The sequence below is a fragment of the Vibrio sp. Vb1554 genome, from assembly GCF_033344235.1.
This window is the reverse complement of sequence record NZ_JAWPOJ010000005.1, coordinates 141,234-160,805: the sequence shown is the minus strand read 5'-3', so window position 1 is coordinate 160,805 and position 19,572 is coordinate 141,234. Positions and strand designations below refer to the sequence as shown.

16 protein-coding genes are annotated in these 19,572 nt (G+C 44.4%); 9 read left to right on the top strand and 7 right to left on the bottom strand.

Annotation, left to right across the window (positions count from 1 at the left end; genetic code table 11):
* Window positions 1-5 precede the first annotated feature (5 nt).
* From R8N28_RS06685 to purT, 7 genes are all read left to right on the top strand, one after another.
* Entirely contained in the window at window positions 6-695 is a 690-nt protein-coding gene (locus tag R8N28_RS06685; protein WP_065274408.1) for an NAD(P)H-binding protein, read from the top strand.
* A gap of 200 nt (window positions 696-895) precedes the next feature.
* Window positions 896-2,269 (top strand): L-cystine transporter, encoded by a 1,374-nt coding sequence (locus R8N28_RS06680; protein WP_005377885.1) that lies wholly within the window; start codon window positions 896-898, stop codon window positions 2,267-2,269.
* 157 nt (window positions 2,270-2,426) lie between these two features.
* Window positions 2,427-3,848 carry an exodeoxyribonuclease I gene (gene sbcB / locus R8N28_RS06675; RefSeq protein ID WP_053306939.1) on the top strand — a complete coding sequence of 474 codons (1,422 nt, stop codon included), beginning with the start codon at window positions 2,427-2,429 and terminating at the stop codon, window positions 3,846-3,848.
* A 55-nt stretch (window positions 3,849-3,903) separates the two neighbouring features.
* Window positions 3,904-4,278: a CidA/LrgA family protein gene (locus R8N28_RS06670; protein ID WP_005397786.1), complete on the top strand. Its 375-nt coding sequence runs from the start codon at window positions 3,904-3,906 to the stop codon at window positions 4,276-4,278.
* 1 nt (window position 4,279) lies between these two features.
* Window positions 4,280-4,957 (top strand): LrgB family protein, encoded by a 678-nt coding sequence (locus R8N28_RS06665; RefSeq protein ID WP_005377888.1) that lies wholly within the window; start codon window positions 4,280-4,282, stop codon window positions 4,955-4,957.
* A 431-nt stretch (window positions 4,958-5,388) separates the two neighbouring features.
* Window positions 5,389-6,276 carry a cytidine deaminase gene (gene cdd / locus R8N28_RS06660; RefSeq protein WP_005377892.1) on the top strand — a complete coding sequence of 296 codons (888 nt, stop codon included), beginning with the start codon at window positions 5,389-5,391 and terminating at the stop codon, window positions 6,274-6,276.
* A gap of 143 nt (window positions 6,277-6,419) precedes the next feature.
* Complete coding sequence (gene purT / locus R8N28_RS06655) at window positions 6,420-7,595, top strand: formate-dependent phosphoribosylglycinamide formyltransferase (RefSeq protein WP_033905149.1); 1,176 nt, start codon at window positions 6,420-6,422, stop codon at window positions 7,593-7,595.
* A gap of 72 nt (window positions 7,596-7,667) precedes the next feature.
* On the opposite strand, the gene R8N28_RS06650 is transcribed toward purT, so the two are convergent.
* The gene (locus R8N28_RS06650) at window positions 7,668-8,318 is read right to left on the bottom strand and encodes a thiopurine S-methyltransferase (RefSeq protein ID WP_021707633.1); all 651 of its coding nucleotides are present in this window, start codon (window positions 8,316-8,318) and stop codon (window positions 7,668-7,670) included.
* A gap of 315 nt (window positions 8,319-8,633) precedes the next feature.
* Here R8N28_RS06650 and R8N28_RS06645 point away from each other — a divergent pair, with 315 nt between their 5' ends.
* Window positions 8,634-9,413, top strand: a complete 780-nt coding sequence (locus R8N28_RS06645; RefSeq protein ID WP_005377897.1) for a phosphoribosylglycinamide formyltransferase — start codon at window positions 8,634-8,636, stop codon at window positions 9,411-9,413.
* Window positions 9,414-9,534: 121 nt separating this feature from the next.
* Here R8N28_RS06645 and ihfA read toward each other — a convergent pair whose 3' ends face one another.
* Complete coding sequence (ihfA, locus tag R8N28_RS06640; RefSeq protein ID WP_005377899.1) at window positions 9,535-9,831, bottom strand: integration host factor subunit alpha; 297 nt, start codon at window positions 9,829-9,831, stop codon at window positions 9,535-9,537.
* A gap of 534 nt (window positions 9,832-10,365) precedes the next feature.
* Here ihfA and R8N28_RS06635 point away from each other — a divergent pair.
* Window positions 10,366-11,247, top strand: a complete 882-nt coding sequence (locus R8N28_RS06635; protein ID WP_005377901.1) for an AEC family transporter — start codon at window positions 10,366-10,368, stop codon at window positions 11,245-11,247.
* Window positions 11,248-11,460: 213 nt separating this feature from the next.
* Here the strand turns inward: R8N28_RS06635 and pheT are convergent, their stop codons facing one another.
* The 5 genes from pheT to R8N28_RS06610 form a co-directional block, all read right to left on the bottom strand.
* Window positions 11,461-13,866 carry a phenylalanine--tRNA ligase subunit beta gene (gene pheT, locus R8N28_RS06630; RefSeq protein WP_318183337.1) on the bottom strand — a complete coding sequence of 802 codons (2,406 nt, stop codon included), beginning with the start codon at window positions 13,864-13,866 and terminating at the stop codon, window positions 11,461-11,463.
* Between the two features lie 18 nt (window positions 13,867-13,884).
* Window positions 13,885-14,868, bottom strand: coding sequence for a phenylalanine--tRNA ligase subunit alpha (pheS, locus tag R8N28_RS06625; RefSeq protein ID WP_005385470.1), 984 nt, complete (start codon window positions 14,866-14,868; stop codon window positions 13,885-13,887).
* 191 nt (window positions 14,869-15,059) lie between these two features.
* Entirely contained in the window at window positions 15,060-16,235 is a 1,176-nt protein-coding gene (locus tag R8N28_RS06620; protein ID WP_054574059.1) for a hypothetical protein, read from the bottom strand.
* Window positions 16,236-16,245: 10 nt separating this feature from the next.
* The gene (locus tag R8N28_RS06615; RefSeq protein WP_025766823.1) at window positions 16,246-17,037 is read right to left on the bottom strand and encodes an outer membrane lipoprotein-sorting protein; all 792 of its coding nucleotides are present in this window, start codon (window positions 17,035-17,037) and stop codon (window positions 16,246-16,248) included.
* 18 nt (window positions 17,038-17,055) lie between these two features.
* Window positions 17,056-19,434, bottom strand: a complete 2,379-nt coding sequence (locus R8N28_RS06610) for an efflux RND transporter permease subunit (protein ID WP_054574058.1) — start codon at window positions 19,432-19,434, stop codon at window positions 17,056-17,058.
* Between the last annotated feature and the right edge of the window lie 138 nt (window positions 19,435-19,572).

Sequence of the window (19,572 nt, the reverse complement as noted above, 5' to 3'; positions counted from 1 at the left end):
AAGATATGGATAACAACACCTGCGCAATCATCGCCGGTGCAACTGGCTTAATAGGCTCAAAAGTCATTGCAAACCTCATAAATCAATCAGGTGTTGGAACATTATATTATCTTTCTCGCCGCCCACTCGATGGCGTCCTAGATGTGGACAACAAGCTTATTCCTCTCATTGATGCAGACCTTTCTATCCACCAATGGGATGAGAACCAACCAACACCAACCATCGGCTTTATCTGTTTAGGCACGACCCTTAAGCAAGCGGGCAGTAAGGATAATTTGCGTAGAGTAGATGTTGATCTGGTGTGCAAAGTCGCCCAACAAATGAAAACAATCGGAGTCAAACGCCTTGCGGTTGTTTCTAGCCTCGGTGCAAATAGTAAATCGCCATCCCATTACTTAGCTTGTAAAGGACAAATGGAACAACGAATCGAAGCTATGGATTTTGAGGAAATCGTATTTGTTCGCCCAGGCCCGCTTGTTGGTCAACGTCAAAACCCAAGAATGGACGAGAAGTTAGTACAAACTCTGTTTAAGGTAATTCGCCCACTTATGCTTGGCAAACTGTCCAACTTTTTACCTATTCGAGCAGAAGATGTCGCCAAAGCGATGGTTTATCAACTTTTCAGTTATCAAGAAGACTCGGTGGTTTACTTACAAAGGAAAGAAATGCGTGACTTACTGCATCACTACGAATAACCATTTTGTACAATTAACGTGCTAATTCACACTCTCACGCGACTTAGATCTCGTTTTTATATTCATTTTAGATCTAGCTAATACCCGTTTGTCATTTTTAAAGTTATATCACGAGCGTTATCTTACGCTCCATAAATAAATCCGTATAAAACCCCGTATAAAAAACAACCGCCACTTCGGCTGGTTGATAAGGTCAAATTATGAATTTTGCAGTGATAGCCTCTCTAGCCGTCTTTGTTGGAATATTGTTCTTTCTATTTAATCAACAACAAAAGAAACACACTCTTTCACGTCTCGTTTTGATCGGTCTTGTTACCGGTTCTCTTTTTGGTCTTGCTTTGCAACTCATTCACGGTGAAGGCAACAGCGCAATTGCTCAAACACTTGAATGGGTAGGCATTGTAGGCAGTGGCTACGTTGGTCTACTGAAAATGGTCATCATGCCACTAGTATTGGTATCGATGATCTCTGCAGTTGTTAAGTTGGAGAAAGGTGGATCTTTAGGTAAAATTTCTGGCCTGACCATCTCTGTTCTTCTAGTAACGACTGCAATTGCTGCACTTATCGGTATTTTGGTGACAACGACATTTGGCCTGTCAGCAGAAGGGTTAACTGAAGGTGCGCGTGAAACCGCTCGTATCGCCGTTTTAGAAAGCCGTGCCGGTACAGTAAGTGACTTAACTATTCCTCAAATGCTAGTTAGCTTCATTCCAACCAACCCATTTGCTGATCTAACAGGTGCTCGCTCGACATCAATTATCGCTGTTGTGATTTTCGGCGTGTTAACTGGTATCGCCGCTCGTAAAGTGATGATGGAAAAAGCAGAGTTGGAATCACCGATTCGTACTTTCGTAGAAGCTGCTCAATCTATCGTTATGCGACTAGTGAAGATGATCATGGCCCTAACGCCATACGGCATCGCAGCACTGATGGCAAAAGTGGTAGCGACATCAAGCGCAGGCGACATCCTAAACCTACTTGGCTTTATTGTGGCGTCTTATGTTGCTATCGCACTGATGTTTGTTGTTCATGGCGTATTAGTCTCTTTTGTCGGCGTTAGCCCTGCGGAATACTTTAAGAAAATCTGGCCTGTACTGACCTTCGCGTTTACATCTCGTAGCTCAGCAGCAACAATTCCACTAAACGTAGAAGCGCAAATCACGAAGCTTAACGTACCACCAGCGATTGCAAACCTATCAGCATCGTTTGGTGCCACTATCGGCCAAAACGGCTGTGCGGGTATCTATCCTGCAATGCTTGCAGTGATGGTAGCTCCGACAATGGGCATCAACCCACTTGATCTACACTTTATCCTGTCATTGATTGCGATTATCACCATCAGCTCATTTGGTATTGCAGGTGTCGGCGGCGGTGCGACGTTTGCAGCCTTGATTGTTCTTCCTGCAATGGGCTTACCTGTGACCATCGCGGCACTGCTTATCTCTATTGAACCACTGATTGACATGGCACGTACCGCACTAAACGTTTCAGGCTCAATGACTGCGGGTACAATTGCTAGCCGAGTGCTGAAGTCACCAGAAAGTGAAGCAACATTGGAAGAAACACGAGCATAGAACTCAAATTCCTTCCAAAGCGATAAAACATAAAATATCAAGCCGATGGTTCGCCATCGGCTTTTTTCATTTTCAAAAATTCAACTTGCATCTTTCGTTGCTAGTCAAGGCGTTGAATGGTCTAATACTGTCATCGGTTTTGTAAACGGTAAGCAGAATGCACCAAGATAATCAGCCCACTTTTTTCTTCTTTGATTATGAGACATGGGGAACCAACCCCGCGAAAGATCGCCCAAGCCAGTTTGCTGGTGTTCGTACAGATGAAAACTTTAATATCATCGGCGAGCCTTTAGTCATGTACTGTCAACCACCGGCTGATTATCTTCCGTCTCCTGAAGCTGCGCTTATTACTGGTATTACTCCGCAAAAAACGGTTCAAGAAGGCCTTTCTGAGCCAGAGTTTATCGCTAAGATTCACACTGAACTCGCGAGACCAAATACCACCAGTTTAGGCTACAACAGCATTCGCTTTGATGACGAAGTGACCCGTTATACTTGTTATCGCAACTTTATCGATCCATACGCATGGAGTTGGCAAAACGGTAACTCACGTTGGGATTTACTCGATGTACTACGCGCGTGCCATGCCCTTCGCCCAGAAGGCGTAGAATGGCCAGAAAACGAAGATGGCTTCACTAGCTTTAAATTAGAACACTTGTCTGTGGCTAACGGCATAGAACATAGTAACGCGCACGATGCCATGGCAGATGTGATTGCGACTATCGAAATGGCAAAGAAAGTAAAAGCAGCGCAACCAAAATTGTTTGATTACTTTTTTTCTATGCGCCAAAAGCGCAAGCTCAATGATTTAGTCGACATCGTCAACATGACACCGTTGATGCACGTTTCAGGCATGCTAGGGCGCGAATGTCAGTACACTAGCTGGATTGTGCCTGTTGCTTGGCATCCAACCAATAATAACGCTGTTATCACCATCGATTTAGCGAAAGACCCTCAACCTATTCTTGAGCTATCCGCAGAAGAGCTGCACGAAAGACTCTACACTAAGCGCGAAGATCTTGGTGAATTGCTACCAGTGCCAGTTAAACTAGTTCATTTGAACAAATGCCCTATTCTCGCCCCTGCAAAAACGTTAACGGCGGAAAACGCAGAAAACATCGGCATTGATCGTCAGAAGTGTCTCGATAATTTGGCACTACTTCGCCAGCACCCTGAGATTCGAGAAAAACTAATCGGCTTGTTCTCTATCGAACGTCAATTTGAAAAAAGCGATGATGTGGACACTCAACTTTACGACGGATTCTTCTCTCCGGCCGATCGCGCAGCCATGGATATCATTCGAGAAACCGACCCGAACAATCTTGCCGCATTGGACATTGAATTTGATGACAAGCGCATTAAACCTCTATTGTTCCGCTATCGTGCGCGTAACTTCCCAGGCACATTAGACGAGCAAGAACAAAGACGCTGGGCATTACACTGTCGAGAAGTGTTTGAAAGCCAAATTGAAGAGTACATGCTGAATTTAGAAAACTTAGTTCACGAACATGAAAGTGACGAAAAGAAGATTGCGATATTAAAATCCGTGTACCGTTATGTAGAGAGCTTAGCTTCTTAACTCCTCCTAATACAAGCGCACCTTATGGTGTGCTTGTTGTTTATATACTGTCAAAATGATTAAAGAACGATTCTTACAACTGATCCAACTGCTCATTTCAATCTTCCTCATCATGGGGGCACTTGGCATCGGAATTACCATTCAAAAGTTCACTGGCGTTTCCGTCCCAGGAAGTGTCATCGGTATGCTCGTACTGTTTTTCTCTATGACTCTTGGGCTTGTAAAGGTCGATTGGGTCAAACCGGGCGCCACGCTATTTATCCGCTACATGATTTTGTTGTTCGTTCCTATTAGCGTGGGATTAATGCAACATTTCGATATGCTACTCGCTAATGCCCTCCCTATCATTGCTAGCGCAGTTGGAGGCTCACTCATTGTACTAGTCAGCCTCGCTTGGCTGCTGGACTACTTGCTAAAGGAGAAGCACTGATATGTGGTTAGTTGTTACCATTGCGGTTTTTCTTGTCGCGCGCCAAATCGCAATCAAAGTGAATAATCCTCTAGCAAATCCTTTGCTGATCAGTATTGCAGTGCTCATTCCTTTGCTTACTTACTTAAATGTACCGTTTGAAACGTATTATGCGGATAACGAAGGGATCAGTTTTTTACTTCAACCAGCCGTAGTTGCTCTGGCTTACCCGCTATATGAACAACTACCACAGATTAAAGCAAACTGGCGAATCATCACTTTTGCTTGCACAGTAGGCAGTGTGATGTCGATGATGACAACCACCTTGATCGCAGTCGCTTTCAAAGCAGATATCAGTTTAATCGCAAGTCTAGTGGGTAAATCCGTCACTACGCCAATAGCAATGGAAATTTCGAGTCACCTCGGTGGTGAAGCTGCCGTTGCGGCGATCTTGGTTCTGATTGTTGGTTTATTGGGCGCGATTTTGGCATACCCAATTTACAACTTAATTGGAATTAAACACCCGATTGCACGTGGTCTGACAATGGGTACAGTCTCTCATGCCTTAGGCACCGCTACTTGTGCAGAGAAACAGCCCATAGATGCCGCGTTCTCATCACTCGCATTGGTTTTATGTGGGATCATAACTTCTATTTTGGCTCCAAGTTTTTTTGCTTTGGCGGTCTGGCTATATCAATAGTTAAGCGCTCTCGGTCTGCCCTCCTTCCGGCAGGCCGTAGCCTTTACGTTTCTTACTTATCCCTTTTCAAAACCCTATCTTATCTATCAAACTCACCCAGTAATATCGTGAAGGGACTTGACTGAGATATACATTCATAGCATTAGCATTCTAGCTGCTACCACTCGCTCTAGATTACGTAAGTATAAAGTAGCATAGCGGTAAAAGTCGCGTTGGTAACATACTCCTGCTCCTTGGTCATATGAATATATACTGATATGGTTAATTGTGAGACGGAGATAACGCTTCACACCTGTGCAATCGAATACATGTGTGAGCTCACTCTAATTATGTAACAGAATTATCAATTGCATTATTTATCGTGATCTAACGCACGGAACATTTCTATCTTTCACATAGAATAACTGTCCATGCAATAACAAGGATTCAACATGAAAAGTCGCATTGAACAGGCGCTAGCAGGCGCTCCAGAAGCACTTTCCAAACAACTTGCTCCTATCATCCAAGCTGATGATTTTGATGCTACGCTTTCAGTTCAACAATTTGAGCAGTTGCTTTCAGCTACCGGTCTATCAGACAAAGAGCTTCGTGTTGCGCTACTTCCTTTTGCCGCAGCGTACTCCTATGCTCCCCTTTCTGACTTTTATGTCGGCGCTATCGTTCGTGGTCTTTCAGGTCGCCTTTACTTCGGTGCCAACATGGAATTCTTTGGTGTACAGTTGGGTCAAACGGTTCACGCAGAGCAGTCTGCGATTAGCCATGCTTGGATGAAAGGCGAACGTGGTGTTAAGGATATCACTATCAACTTCAGCCCATGTGGTCACTGCCGCCAGTTCATGAATGAGTTATCTACCGCAAACGAGCTTAAAATCCAGCTCCCAGAACGTGAAGAAAAGTCACTTCATGAATACCTGCCTGAAGCCTTTGGACCAAACGATCTCGGTATCGAGTCCGGCTTAATGGCAGAAGTTAAACACCAATTCTCATGTGATGATGAAGACGCACTCATCCAAAGTGCAGTTGAAGCGATGAACATGAGCCACTCTCCATACACCAACAACTTGAGTGGTTTAGCATTAGAGATGACTAGCGGCCGTGTATTCCAAGGCGCTTATGCAGAAAATGCAGCGTTTAATCCTAGCTTGCCACCGCTACAAGTTGCGCTAATCCAAGTTTTACTTGCGGGTGAAACCTTTGACAGCATCAAAGCCGCTGCATTGGTAGAAAACTCTGAAGGTAAGATCAGTCACTTAGCCGATACGCAATCAACGTTGGAAGCGTTGAATCCAGATATTCCGCTTAGTTTTGTCAACGTATAAACGACAAATTCAACAAAAAGCTCTACAACATGTAGAGCTTTTTTATTACCTAAAAACCAAAAGCAAACGTTTGCTTTGTCATAAAACTTCAGTATGATCTCCTGCAATTTCTGTCTCATCACTCTATTTTGTAAGGGAACACTATGTTTGGCACTGCAACTAGCGCAAATGCTACCCGTGTATTACTTTTAGGCTCTGGCGAACTCGGTAAAGAAGTCGCCATTGAATGCCAGAGACTTGGTTTAGAAGTGATTGCTTGTGATCGCTATGCCAATGCTCCAGCGATGCAAGTCGCTCACCGTAGTTATGTTATCGACATGTTAGATGGGAACGCCTTAGAAGAAGTTATTACGAAGGAACAACCTACTTACGTCGTACCAGAAATTGAAGCCATCGCAACCGGCAAACTGGTAGAGCTTGAAGAAAAAGGACTGAATGTTGTTCCAACCGCTAAGGCAACCAGGCTAACAATGAATCGTGAAGGTATCCGACGTTTGGCAGCAGAAGAACTGGAATTGACGACTTCACCTTATCGTTTTGCAGATAACTTTGAAGACTTCAAAGCCGCGGTTGAGCATGTGGGTATTCCGTGCGTGGTGAAGCCTGTGATGAGCTCTTCAGGTAAAGGGCAAAGTGTTATCAAGACCGAAGACGACGTTACACAAGCATGGGATTACGCTCAGGAAGGCGGGCGTACGGGTGCAGGTCGCGTTATCGTGGAAGGTTTTATCGACTTCGATTACGAAATCACTTTATTGACCATCAGAGCCGTTGACGGTGTGCATTTCTGTGCTCCAATTGGTCATCGTCAGGAAGATGGCGACTACCGCGAATCATGGCAACCGCAAACTATGTCAGAAAACGCAGTAAAAGCAGCTGAATACACGGCTGAGAAAGTGGTAAACGCGCTCGGTGGCTACGGCATCTTTGGTGTAGAGCTGTTTGTCAAAGGCGATAAAGTCATTTTCAATGAGGTCTCTCCTCGCCCTCACGATACGGGTATGGTTACAATGATTTCGCAGGAAATGTCTGAGTTTGCTCTCCACGTGCGCGCGTTTACCGGAATGCCAATTAATAATATTGTACAATATGGCCCATCTGCGTCTGCTGTTATTCTTGGACAAGGGACTTCCACAAACATTCGCTTTGAAAACCTAAGCAAAGCTTTAGCTCAACCTCAAACACAAGTTCGTCTATTCGGTAAGCCAGAAATCGATGGTCGCCGCCGTTTAGGTGTTGTCCTTACGCGACGAAAAACCACCGAAGAAGCCGTTCAAGATGCTGTTGAAAGTGCTTCAAAAGTGAATATCATTTATTAAATACGAACCACTCATACAAAAATAGCGCAGCTCAAATTGCTGCGCTATTTCGTGTTCCAAACCGAAGAGAGCCTATTCACTCTCGATTAAGTACACTTCTTCAGAGAAGCGACTTAAGCCTTTTTTCGCAATTTTAGGATGATTCTCGTCAGCTTCATCTACGTTCAAACAAGTAACTTTGTAACCTGAAAATAACTGCTCAATCTCTTCGACCGGCACGCTAAATGGAGGCCCCGCCATCTCTTCTTGAGGATAGTTGAGTGTAACAAGCAAAATACGACCGCCTGGGTTCAAAAGTTGCTTGAGACGCTCTACATACTCCTCTCGCATATCTTGCGGTAAAGCAACCAACGCGGCGCGATCATAAATGATATCGGCTTGAGATACTGGTGCAGTGAAAAAGTCCCCAGTATAAATAGAGAGCTCATCAAATTGATAAAGCTCGTGCATGCCATTAAGAGGCGTTACCGTTGGCGTGTAAAAATGTTCAGCAAAAAAGGCACGCACAGCAATATGGCTTAGCTCAACACCTTCAACCGAATCATGCTTCATCGCTAGCCAAATCAAGTCTTCTGACTTTCCACATAAAGGAACTAACACTTTATCTTCACGCTTTGGATTAGTGTGTTTCCAATATACTGGTAATAGCGGGTTTACATCTTCCAAGTGAAATCCGATCTGATTGCTGGCCCATTTGTTATGCCAAAATTCTTGGTCTCTCATTTTACTTTCTACTTGTCGGCTGTTTTCATTTTGAGAGGTAAGACTAACGTTTTTTTTCAATTTGTCTATGCCGTTCATCTTTGGTTAATACTGCGGTGATAGGATGTAATCGGTCTCATAGGAGACGCGCCTTTATCTGATAATCAGAATAAAGAAAAGATAAATGGTGATCTAACGCACGATTCTACTTCAAGATAAAACTGAAACCTTGGAATCTTTCGTAATGGCCCCATTTATAAGTTAGTACCTGATTTGCCGAACTTAGCGACCTTTATGTTCCCTATTTTCTAAGTACAAGCAAGTTAAGGAGAGTGAATGAGCTTATTTCTTCGTACTACAGCATTGATGCTTTTGGTACTTAGCCGTGCACCGGCATTTGCCGCACTTCCAATTACCCCTGCGCCTAATGGCGAACAAAATCGTTCAACCAGCCAAAACGAAGTTTGTTCGAAACTTTTTAAACACAGCCTTAGCGGTTTATATGGCATTCAGTCAATCGACACCACACCAACTCAGCCATATTCTGACTTCGACATCCTTTACAGCAAAGCTCACCAAGCACAATTTGAACTTGAAACTATCTGTAAGAGTACCGCACTTCTTAATGACGCTCAGCCATACTTCGCAGGCGTGAAATCCAAACAACGAGCAGAAGAAAAGATAGCTTTAGAGTTAGATGGGAAAGTTGAACGTATTACTGACCTAGCACGTGCAACGATTGTAGCTGAAGACGTCGCGAGCTTAGTCTCCATTTATGAAACGTTAGAGCGTGAAACAACGATTGTGAAAGTAAAAAATCGATTCAAAAAACCTGGCCCTTCAGGATATAGAGACTTGAACTTGCTCGTTCGTTTACCAAAAACAAACCTAGTAGCCGAAGTTCAACTGCACTTGAAAGCAATCGCAGATGTAAAAAGCGGTCCCGAACACGACCTATACGAAAAAATCCAGAAACTAGAACGTCAAGCGATGTTGGAAAAACGTGAGCTAAGCGAAATAGAGCTTGCCTCTATTCGCAACATGCGTACACAGTCTAAGAACTTGTACCAACAAGCATGGCAACCATACTTAACAACGCATCTAGAAGCGGCGTAACCGATATCATTAAGCGTCTCTCATAAACAGAAAAACCACCGCATGGCGGTGGTTTTCATTTGTATGCACACGAATTTTACGCAAAAAAAGACCACGCCTTAGCGTGATCCATTTATTCGGCTTACTGTACTTTCTTCAGGTTTTCTACACGAGCTTTTAACTTCTGACCCGGGCGAAAAGTCACTACACGTCGAGCAGTAATTGGAATATCTTCACCAGTTTTCGGGTTACGACCAGGTCGTTCATTCTTGTCACGAAGATCAAAGTTACCAAAACCTGACAGTTTTACCTGTTCGCCACTTTCCAGTGCCTTACGAATCTCTTCAAAGAACACTTCCACCGTTTCCTTGGCGTCCCGCTTACTAAATCCTAATTTATCAAACAGGTTTTCTGCCAGTTCGGCTTTTGTGAGCGCCATAAAACTTTCCTCAAAGCTATGTTAAACAATGCTACGTTAGTGTAGCGCCAGAGCAGTTTTACCCTACCAATTCAACAACATATCGGGGTTACATCAGGAAGTGTATGACAAGCTTATGATTTTCGCCAACTTTTTTCTTGGCGAACAAAAGGAATAGCACTACGTAAATTATTGTTAAACGCCAGAAATTTGATATTTTTGTTTTTGTTTCATCTTTATCAGGAAAAATATCCAGATTATAAAACTAAAAGTAGTTTAAATATCAACATTAAACACTATTTAATAAAAATATCAGATATTGGTTATTTAACAGACACTTGACATAGAACTTGTCGTAAATTCAGTGATTTGTATGTAACTCGATACGTAACAATTAGATTAAAAGGTATGACCACCTGTACTTTGCAACTGTGCTTTGAAAGCTTGATTAAACCCACGCTTCTCGCTGTTTAACGATGACGCCATATATAAAGATTGATAATGTGGAAGTTCGTGTATTTCCTCATTAGCTTCTTACACTGCTTCTAGGCGACCATGATTAATCAAATCATAAATATTCTTTTCCCTGTTTTTGCTCTTGTCGGAGTTGGCTATTTGGTCGGTCGTTACATCAAGCCTGACTTTCGCCCAATAAACCGCATTAATATTGAGGTGTTTACGCCAGCACTGGTATTTTCGTCACTCGTTAGCATGCCGCTCGATTCAAATCAGGGGCCGCTTCTTTTGGCGGCAATTGTCGCGGTTTTAATTCCCGCACTACTCATGATCCCGGTATGTCGATGGACGTCACTCTCGTTTAAAACCTGGGCGCCACCACATATGTTTCGCAATAGCGGAAATCTAGCTATTCCTTTGTTTACCTATACGTTTGGAGAAATTGCGCTGTCGTCAGCAGTGCTTTTATTTGTCGTGTCAGCATGCTTGCATATCAGCTTAGGCGTAATGCTGCTTAGTCATGGCAACCCTTTTAAGCAAATAGTCAAGATGCCAATCTTTTTAGCAGCGTCGCTGGCTCTGTTTCTCAACGTGTCAAATGTGGGTGCATGGGCGCCTTTATACGAAGCCACGGCTCTACTTGGGCAAGCGGCCGTACCCGTGATGCTTTTATCTCTGGGGGCACAAATGTGTCATTTAAGGTTGGACGGTTTAAAGATTGGTGTGTTGTGTACCGTGCAGTCACTGGCAACTGGTGCTGTCGCTTTTGCACTTATTTATTGGTTAATTCCCCTTCCAACGATGCAATTGCAAATGATGGTGCTCTTCACAATGCTGCCGCCAGCCGTCATGAATTACCTATTTGCGGAAAGGCTGAATATAGAACCCATGAAAGTGGCGTCAATGGTACTATTTGGCAACTTTTTCAGCATTCTTACGCTACCTCTTCTGCTTAGCTATACCCTCTCACTCGCTGCCTAACCGCCAACAAGCTATCGTTAGCGTGTATTAGCTGAAAAACAATACGTTCCTAATCTCGGGTAAGGGCCATCCCTAGTTTGGTCTAGTATTTTAAAGTAATGAGGGATGGTGCGAGCAGTAAGGAACTTGAACAACGATAAGGTAATCCTAAAAATAAAAAACCCTGCCAAACTGGCAGGGTTTTCATTTCTTAAGAAGATACGTTACGCGAGATTAGTCACGCAGAGACGCACCAAACTTCTCAGAAACGTGAGCAACGATAGCGTCAACCGCACCAGCGATATCTGCATCTTCAAGCGTACGCTCAAGTGACTGTAGAGTCAGAGCGATTGCTAGGCTCTTCTTACCATCTTCAACGCCTTTACCTACGTAAACGTCGAACAGTTTCGCATCTTTAAGGAACTCGCCACCTTGCTCTAGACAAGCGTTAACAATGTCACCAGATGCAACAGCTTCATCCACTACTACCGCGATATCACGACGGTTTGAAGGGAATTTAGAAAGTGCTACCGCTTCTGGGATCACTTTGCTGTTGATTGCAGACCATTCGATTTCGAATACGATAGTACGACCGTTTAGACCGAACTTACGCTCAAGCTCAGGGTGAACTGTACCGATCACGCCCACTTCTTTGCCGTCTACGATGATTGCCGCAGATTGACCTGGGTGAAGTGCTGGGTTAGCTTTTTTGCTTTCAGGTGACAGTGCAGCGAAAGAGTACGCTTTTTCGTTCGCAGATAGCTCTAGAATCGCTTCTAGATCGCCCTTAAGGTCGAAGAAATCAACAGTGTTGGTTTCGATATCCCAGTGCTCTTCACCACGAGTACCAGCAATAACACCTGCAAGCATAGGCTCTTGACGCATGCCGTTTTCTGCAGATTCACATGGGATGAAACGTAGGCCATATTCGAATAGACGAGCGCGTGGCTGTTGACGCTTCTGGTTGTGAACAACCGTGTTCAACAGACCTTGGATAAGACCAAGACGCATTGCTGACATGTCTGCAGAAATTGGGTTTGGAAGTACGAGAGGCTCAACACCAGGTACAACTAGCTTTTGCTGCTCAGGCTCAACGAAGCTGTATGTGATTGCTTCGTGATAACCACGGTCAACAAGAAGATCACGAACGCGTTTCAGTGGAAGATCCGCTTCAACGTGGTTGTGCATCTTAAGTGCTGCTGCTGGGTTTTGGTTAGGAATGTTGTCGTAACCGTAGATACGGCCAACTTCTTCAATCAGGTCTTGCTCGATAGCGATATCGAAACGCCATGTTGGCGCTACTGCCACCCAACCTTCTTCAGAAGCTTCAACAGTCAAACCTAGGCGCTCTAGGATTTCTACTACGTCAGCATCAGCGATGTGGTGACCTAGTAGGTTGTCTAGTTTAGTACGACGTAGAGCAACTTTGTTTGGCTTAGGTAGGTCTGCTTCAGACTCTACTGCAACAACAGGTGCTACTTCACCACCACAGATCTCAACTAGAAGCTGAGTTGCACGCTCCATTGCGCTTACTTGTAGTGCGTAATCCACACCACGCTCGAAACGCATTGAAGAATCAGTGTGCAGACCGTAGCTACGAGCGCGACCACGGATGTGGTCAGGTGCAAAGAATGCACACTCTAGTAAAACGTCTTTAGTCTCAGTTGTTACACCTGACTCTTCACCACCAAAGATACCTGCGATTGCAAGTGCTTTGTTGTGGTCCGCTACTACTAGTGTATCTGCGTTTAGTTCTGCTTCGCTGCCGTCAAGAAGTGTTAGCTTCTCACCTTGCTCAGCCATACGAACTACGATGCCACCTTCGATCTTCGCTAGATCGAATGCGTGCATTGGTTGGCCTTGCTCTAGAAGAACGTAGTTAGTGATATCTACCACAGGGTCGATAGAGCGAATACCACAACGACGCAGTTTCTCTTGCATCCATAGTGGCGTTTCAGCTTGAACGTTTACGTTCTTAACTACACGACCTAGGTAACGTGGACACGCAGCTGGCGCTTTCACTTCGATAGACACTTTATCGTCGATTGAAGGGGCAACTGCTTCTACTAATGGCTCTGTCACGTCAGCACGGTTTAGTACGCCAACTTCACGAGCTAGACCACGAATGCTGAAACAGTCAGCGCGGTTTGCTGTTAGGTCTACGTCTACTGTTACGTCGTCTAGACCTAGGAATTCACGGAAATCAGTACCGATTACTGCGTCTTCTGCTAGTTCCATGATGCCGTCTGACTCAACGTCGATACCTAGTTCAGTGAACGAACAAAGCATGCCGTGAGATGGCTGGCCACGTAGTTTCGCTTTTTTGATTTTGAAATCACCTGGAAGAACAGCACCAACTGTTGCGACTGCTACTTTCAGACCTTGGCGACAGTTAGGTGCGCCACAAACAATGTCTAGAAGCTCTTCTTCACCCACGTCAACTTTAGTTACGCGCAGTTTGTCTGCATCTGGGTGTTGGCCACATTCAACAACGTGACCGACTTTAACGCCAGTAAAAGAACCAGCAACAGGAAGAACGTCGTCTACCTCTAGGCCGGCCATTGTAATTTGGTGAGTTAGCTCGTCAGTAGTAACCGCAGGGTTTACCCACTCACGAAGCCATGATTCGCTGAATTTCATGTTGATGAACCCTCTGGATTACTTGAACTGTTTTAGGAAACGAAGATCGTTCTCGAAGAACGCACGTAGGTCGTTCACGCCGTAACGAAGCATTGTTAGACGCTCAACACCCATACCGAATGCGAAACCAGAGTATTTTTCAGGATCGATACCTACGCTACGTAGCACGTTCGGGTGAACCATACCGCAGCCTAGTACTTCTAACCATTTACCGTTTTTGCCTTTCACGTCTACTTCAGCTGAAGGCTCAGTGAATGGGAAGTAAGATGGACGGAAACGTACTTCTACTTCTTCTTCGAAGAAGTTACATAGGAAATCGTGCAGGATGCCTTTCAGCTGAGCAAAGTTTACGTTCTCATCAACCAGCATGCCTTCCACTTGGTGGAACATTGGCGTGTGCGTTTGGTCGTAGTCGTTACGGTATACACGGCCTGGTGCGATGAAACGGAATGGTGGTTTACCATTTTCCATCGTACGGATCTGTACGCCTGACGTATGAGTACGAAGCATCAAGTCTGGGTTGAAGAAGAAAGTATCGTGGTCAGTACGCGCTGGGTGATCAGCTGCGATGTTTAGCGCATCGAAGTTGTGGAATGCATCTTCGATCTCTGGGCCAGCCTCGGTGTTAAAACCAAGTTCGCCAAAGAACTTCTCAATACGCTCTACAGTACGAGTTACTGGGTGTAAACCACCGTTTTCAATACGACGACCTGGTAGTGTTACGTCGATTGTTTCTGCTGCTAGTTTCGCTTCAAGCTCAGCACGTTGTAGTGCATCTTTACGAGCTGCGATAGCTTGCTGAACTACGCCTTTCGCTTTGTTGATCTCTTGACCAGCTTCACGGCGTTCTTCTGGTGGTAGTTTGCCTAGGCTTTGAAGTTGAGCAGTTAGCTCACCTTTTTTACCCAGATACTGAACACGCACTTCATCAAGTGCGACTAGCGATTCGGCAGCTTCAATTGCAGTGCTCGCGCTAGCAATGATCTCTTCTAGATGTTGCATCGTTTCCTCATCTACCTGTAGGTAGTGTCCATAAGGGAGTGATTGGTTTTTTGATAGCTGTACATAGTAGCCAAACCGGGCACCAATGCCAAATTGAATTACGAAAAGAAGAGGTTATTGAATAAAAAGAGCACAAAAACGTCAAAAATGTCATCTTTAGTTAATCTGCCGTTTAGTTGTGCCCTTTTGTTTTAGAAATAGTATTGAATAGATAGCTCGATAAAATCGTCATCTCTAGCGAAGTAGAGCAAATCATTTGGTGTTTCATTTTTAAACAACCAAGCATCAATTTGCCACTTAACGTGATTCGATATTCGGCTCGATGCTTCTAACTTAGCATTGTAAACATCATCGTTATCTAAATCCTTCGTAATTCCCGTCAATACTTCCGTTCCGTCCTCATCATTGAGCGCCCAACGAATACCTGCAAACACATCATTTTGACCGATAGTTTGTGCGTTGTTCCCACGACTGTCATAGAGGTACTCACCAATAACTCCCACATCCCAAACCGTGTCAAATGCACCGACGAAGGTATACTCAAAACCCGTCACAAGACCGACATGATTATCAGCGCTATCTCGATAAACACTTTCTAGTTTCCATAACCAATCGCCAACAATTCCTTGCACATCCAGACCGACATGACTCATCAGAGCGTAGTAAGGCTTTAATTCTCCGTACTCTAAACGAAAGTAAGGATCCCGGTTTGTTCCATATAAATAGCTTAGGCCTACGTCCCAATCGCCAAGCATTTTCGAATATCGAAAAGCCACATCTACGTGCTTCTCTTCTCTGCTTGATTCATAGATAGCATCATCAGAGACAACGGGTTCGGTTCGCAAGCGGCCATCTGTACCCGCAAACGTTCGTTCCCTAAAGTAAGGTAACAACATTGCGTGGACGGTGCCCCAGTCTTTGAAAGAGGTAAAATGTAACATCGGCTGACCGAGTTTATCTTCACCATCGACGGCTTCAATGGCATCTGTTTGGTTTACTACATCAACTAAATGGGCTGATTCAGTCACTCCCCAAAAGACCTTACTAATCCCAACTCGAAGCTCATAATCATCCCAATAAGTCAGATAAAGTGCCTCTCGTATGTCACCATGACTTCGCTCATCGTCTAGACCATCCAGACGATAGAAAGGTGTGAAAGTAAAGTTTGCATCACCATTTTGCATCTCCCAGTAAAATTCTGGCTGCAAAACCAATGACGTTTGCGCTTTGCTCTGACCCTGAGAGCCCGTTTTAAAAAACTGACGATGCTCAATATTGACTTGTCCTGCAAGCTCGACGGCAGTCAGAGGCATCGAGTAAAAAAAGGCTGCTGCACTAAGCAACAACCCAGCATTTAATCGCTTCATTTTTCCTCCACTACCTCACTCGCTTCAACACATTCTTATGAAAGTCATTGTCTTGTAATCCAGTGTTAAAACGCATTTCGCTAGTCGTTAGCTCAGTACTTTTTCCTGTTTGATGGTTTGTCATCGCCATAGTATGCGCTCGCCAATATTGGTTGAGATATTGCTTGTAATCGGAAAAAGAAAGCGTTTTTAACAAAGAGCCTTTGCGGTCGTAAAACTCAACTTTAAGTGGACGATAATGCGCTTTATCTAACCATACCGTTTGCTTGGTATAACCTGAGTTCTTATCGGTCGGAATTTGCTCTACGACGAAAACATCTTGCCCGTTTATGCTGTCATCTTTTAGGTAGTTGAAACGGTATTTTTCAATCTCAAAGGAACTGAGATCCTCATACGCGAATTCACTGCCCATAAAAGGACCTGATTTGTTACGCGAGGAAATACGTTTCACACGTTTCAGTGCAGGAAGGTAAAGCCATTGGTCATCGGCACCCACCGTATGAGAATGGTTAAGAAACGCCGTGCCTTTTACATCTCTCGGTTCATCAAATATCGTGAGCCCTTTGTCACCATCGCCATCAACTTCGAGTGATTGTAAGCGCATTAAACGTGTGCTGCTTTCTCCTTGCGCGTTTCGCAGAATCATTTGCATCGTAGCAACAGAATCCCCCCACCCTTCATCACGGGCTTTGCGCTCTTGGGCAATTTCTAGTCCTTTGGCTTCATCCGCCAACACCGCATGACTCATAATAAGCGAGACAGAAAGTACTGATACTTTTAAGGCATTTTTTACTAAATTCATGTTCGATCCTTTAATTCGTTATGACTGAGTAACAGTCTTGGTTTGAGAGTCAGTTGATTTAAGCTTATTTCGGCGCTCCACCTCGTCGTAAACGCCTTTGTCAAACAACATCAGTAGAGTCGGTAGGAAGATGAAATCCACAACAAGGGCAATAAAGATGACAATGGCACTCAGCTGTCCCATATCGGCATTTAAACGGAAGCTCGACATCGCCAGAACAGAGAAACCAGCAACAAGCACGACCGTCGTAATCCAGAGTGCGCGCCCCACGGTACGAAAGGCGTAGCGAACCGCTTGCTCCGCACTGTGGCCATCTTTACGAGCGTGTTGATATTTAGAAAGAAAGTGAACGGCGTCATCGACAACAACACCAAGCGTTAATGTCACAACGACAGACAATCCCAAGTTAATCTCGCCAGAAACCAGCGCCCAAATACCAAAACCAATAAGCGCAGGAGCAATATTCGGGACAAGACTAATTAAGCCAAGCTTGAACGAACGCAAGGCAAAGATCAGTAATGCAGAGATTAAGACAAGAGTAATGGGCAAGGTTGACAGCATGCTGGCCATATTCGTTTCACCAATATGCGCAAACATCAGTGAAGGACTAGACGCAACAACATCATATTGAGGCGCGTTTTCGTTAAACCATTGGTAAATGCGATTTTCCAAATCAACAAGCTCGACGCTGCCCAAGTTCTCCACGGTGAGAACCATCTTGATCGACGACTTATCTACATTGATTTGGTTGTTCAAATCTAAACCATACGGTAGTGACATTTCATAAAGCAGCAGATATTGAGCCGCTAATTCTCTGTCTTGAGGGAGCGAGTAATAAGCCTGATCATCTCCATGCATGTTCTTGTTTAGGCGCTTATAAACATCGCTCAAGGTCGCAACATGGTCCGTTTCTGACTGCAACCTTAGCCAGTCAGTAAATTTACCCACGGAATTGAGAAAATTAGGATCGGCAATGCCCTGCGATTCGTTGGTTTTTATCGCGATACTGATGTTCGCCATGCCACTGATTCGCTCTTCCATAAAATCAGCCGCTCGGCGAAATTCATTGCTATGGCCAAAGTACTCGACGGATTCATCATTGACTTTGTTCAGCGGAATCAAGCTCGCACTCGCGACAATAACAAGCACCGACAACGGCAATAACGCATGTCGCTTTGACACCACGAAATCTCCTAAATGATCCATAAAGTGCTTTCTTTCATCAGAAGTATCCGACTTCACCGTAACCGGAAGGATATTAAGCAAGGAGGGAAGTAACGTGATGGAAAGGAAACAAGCAACCATGACGCCAAGGGCTGATAGGTTGCCGAAATCTCTCAGGATTGGAGAATCCGACATATTCATCATTAAAAAGCCGATCGCGGTGGTAATGGAGGTAATCAAGATAGGCATGAAATTGAGCGCAATACTTCGCTCAATAGAGTGGGCTTTACTAAAGCCGTTTTGCATAGACTGACGCATTGTCGCGATGATGTGTACACAGTCTGCGACGGCAAGCGTCATCACCAAGGTAGGCACATTAACGGTCGCCGTGCTTAAGAACATACCAGCCCATCCTGACAAGCCCATTGTAACCATAACCGAGCCGATAATAACGATGAGTGTCGCGATGACGCTAAGCAATGAGCGCAACATGATGGTCAGAAACACCAATATCACTAGTAACATAGTAGGCACTAATGTTGCGCTATCATCTTGGGCTGCGGTCATAAACGCGTAGTTCATTGCAATAATACCAGCCTTATGGAATTCCGTGTCTGGGTACACTTGCTGATAACGCTCAATCATTCCGTTTATGTAAGCAACCACCTCTTGTACTTCAGCAGTTTTATCTATTTCAGGGAGTTGGACCGTAATGTTTACGACCGTGACATCTCCTTTTTCAGAAATCAGTGAACTTTTCAAAACCGGCTCACTCAACGCAATACTTTTGACTTTCTCTACTCGTTGAGGTGTCAATTCATATTCGCTATACAGTAAATCTTCGACAAGAAGATCATCTTCAAACGCTTCGGTATGCTGGTAGTTGGCGAGGGAATCAACGCGGGTCGAGTATGGAACTTGCCACGCCTCGTCAGTGATCTGCTGAATAAGAGATAATGTGCTAGGAGTAAAAACAGTGCCGCTCTTTGGCGCTATAACCAAAGCAAGACTGTCAGATTTTGCAAAGGTGGTTTGAATTTCATCAAACGCAAGTAACTGCTCATTTGTTCCATCAAAGAAGATGTCGTAATCTCCTCTAAAGTAAAGATTTTTTCCTCCAATGGTTGCTATGACAATCAATAAAACGGTAGCAAGCATCACCAATACACTGTAATTCGTTGGTAGCTTACCCCACCCTGAACGGGCGTATTGTTGAACGTTGTGATGTGGCATCACACTCTCCTTTTGTGACGTTTCGTCAAATTTAAAAACTAAAAAAACAGCAAATGCTGTAAATAACCAGACAAACTCGACATGCAAACTTTAGATCGAATGAATTTGGCTACATAAGTTAGTTTTTAGTAACTTCCT

Bases quoted from the DNA above. Each gene is read 5' to 3' on its own strand.
- pheS (WP_005385470.1), bottom strand. From the start codon at position 14,868: ATGCAACATCTAGAAGAGATCATTGCTAGCGCGAGCACTGCAATTGAA.
- R8N28_RS06680 (WP_005377885.1), top strand. From the start codon at position 896: ATGAATTTTGCAGTGATAGCCTCTCTAGCCGTCTTTGTTGGAATATTG.
- R8N28_RS06670 (WP_005397786.1), top strand. From the start codon at position 3,904: ATGATTAAAGAACGATTCTTACAACTGATCCAACTGCTCATTTCAATC.
- R8N28_RS06685 (WP_065274408.1), top strand. From the start codon at position 6: ATGGATAACAACACCTGCGCAATCATCGCCGGTGCAACTGGCTTAATA.
- R8N28_RS06635 (WP_005377901.1), top strand. From the start codon at position 10,366: ATGATTAATCAAATCATAAATATTCTTTTCCCTGTTTTTGCTCTTGTC.
- R8N28_RS06615 (WP_025766823.1), bottom strand. From the start codon at position 17,037: ATGAATTTAGTAAAAAATGCCTTAAAAGTATCAGTACTTTCTGTCTCG.
- ihfA (WP_005377899.1), bottom strand. From the start codon at position 9,831: ATGGCGCTCACAAAAGCCGAACTGGCAGAAAACCTGTTTGATAAATTA.
- pheT (WP_318183337.1), bottom strand. From the start codon at position 13,866: ATGAAATTCAGCGAATCATGGCTTCGTGAGTGGGTAAACCCTGCGGTT.
- purT (WP_033905149.1), top strand. From the start codon at position 6,420: ATGTTTGGCACTGCAACTAGCGCAAATGCTACCCGTGTATTACTTTTA.
- R8N28_RS06610 (WP_054574058.1), bottom strand. From the start codon at position 19,434: ATGCCACATCACAACGTTCAACAATACGCCCGTTCAGGGTGGGGTAAG.
- R8N28_RS06650 (WP_021707633.1), bottom strand. From the start codon at position 8,318: ATGAGAGACCAAGAATTTTGGCATAACAAATGGGCCAGCAATCAGATC.
- R8N28_RS06645 (WP_005377897.1), top strand. From the start codon at position 8,634: ATGAGCTTATTTCTTCGTACTACAGCATTGATGCTTTTGGTACTTAGC.
- R8N28_RS06620 (WP_054574059.1), bottom strand. From the start codon at position 16,235: ATGAAGCGATTAAATGCTGGGTTGTTGCTTAGTGCAGCAGCCTTTTTT.
- sbcB (WP_053306939.1), top strand. From the start codon at position 2,427: ATGCACCAAGATAATCAGCCCACTTTTTTCTTCTTTGATTATGAGACA.
- cdd (WP_005377892.1), top strand. From the start codon at position 5,389: ATGAAAAGTCGCATTGAACAGGCGCTAGCAGGCGCTCCAGAAGCACTT.
- R8N28_RS06665 (WP_005377888.1), top strand. From the start codon at position 4,280: ATGTGGTTAGTTGTTACCATTGCGGTTTTTCTTGTCGCGCGCCAAATC.